Raw genomic sequence first — 766 nt, 5'->3', positions numbered from 1 at the left:
CTCTTTGAGCCAGGCATAGTCTTCGCTCTTTTTAAGCTTTGTCAGCTCCCTGCGGATAGAGCTTTCCTTGATGGACCATGATCCGGTCTGTTCATGGTGCTCCTTCATCCTTCGAACGAAATAGTTATGTGCTTAGCGGGCTGTCCCTGCAGACTTGAAAAACAGCTTTTCCTGCTCAGGTGTCGGCAGAAGCCGTATCTTCCTTGCCATCTTCATCTGACTCTGCCTCCCTTTTTTTCACTTGGGCGATCAGTTTCTTTGTTTTCTTCGATCTTTTGCCATACAGCCGGTTCGCAAAGACAGTGATGATCTGGATCAGGTCTTCTGTCAGTTCCTGCTTGCCTGTTGTTTCTGTATGATCGATGATCTCGATCTCAGTATCGTTCAGTTCGCAGAAGTAAGAAAACATATCGTATCCAAACCGCATCAGGCGGTCTTTATACAGAACGACGACCCTGGAGACTTCTTTATTGGAGATCATCTTCATCAGCTTCTGCAGGCCTTTCTTTTTGCAGTTGATACCGGAACCGATATCGCTGATGACCTCAAAGCTGTAGCCTTTGGCGATCATATAAGTCCTCACATTCGAGATCTGGGTTTCCAGGTCGTCCTTCTGTCCATTCGTGCTGACCCGACAATAGCCGATGACCTTTCTGTGGGGCTGGTTCTGGTGGGTGTATCGATACAGCTGTTCTTCTGAATAATACCGGGTCCCTTTTGGAGAAACAGCGGCTGGCTTGAGTATTCCGTTTTTGTCCATGTCCCG

General features: G+C 47.8%; 2 protein-coding genes. Both read right to left on the bottom strand.

Features of this window, described 5'->3' with window-relative positions:
- Positions 1-132: 132 nt before the first annotated feature.
- Positions 133-210 (bottom strand): helix-turn-helix domain-containing protein, encoded by a 78-nt coding sequence (locus BO222_RS14445; RefSeq protein ID WP_354595952.1) that lies wholly within the window; start codon positions 208-210, stop codon positions 133-135.
- A partial coding sequence (locus BO222_RS11445; protein ID WP_143357028.1) for an IS607 family transposase occupies positions 176-766 on the bottom strand: 591 nt, incomplete at its 5' end. The genes BO222_RS11445 and BO222_RS14445, both read right to left, overlap by 35 nt.

It is taken from the genome of Ileibacterium valens (assembly GCF_001945525.1).
Lineage (GTDB): Bacteria > Bacillota_I > Bacilli_A > Erysipelotrichales > Erysipelotrichaceae > Ileibacterium > Ileibacterium valens.
The sequence above is the reverse complement of the archived record's forward strand: the minus strand, read 5'-3'. Positions and strand labels throughout refer to the sequence as shown.

Excerpts from the sequence above, each read along its gene's own strand:
- BO222_RS14445 (WP_354595952.1), bottom strand. The coding sequence starts at position 210 with ATGGCAAGGAAGATACGGCTTCTGCCGACACCTGAGCAGGAAAAGCTG.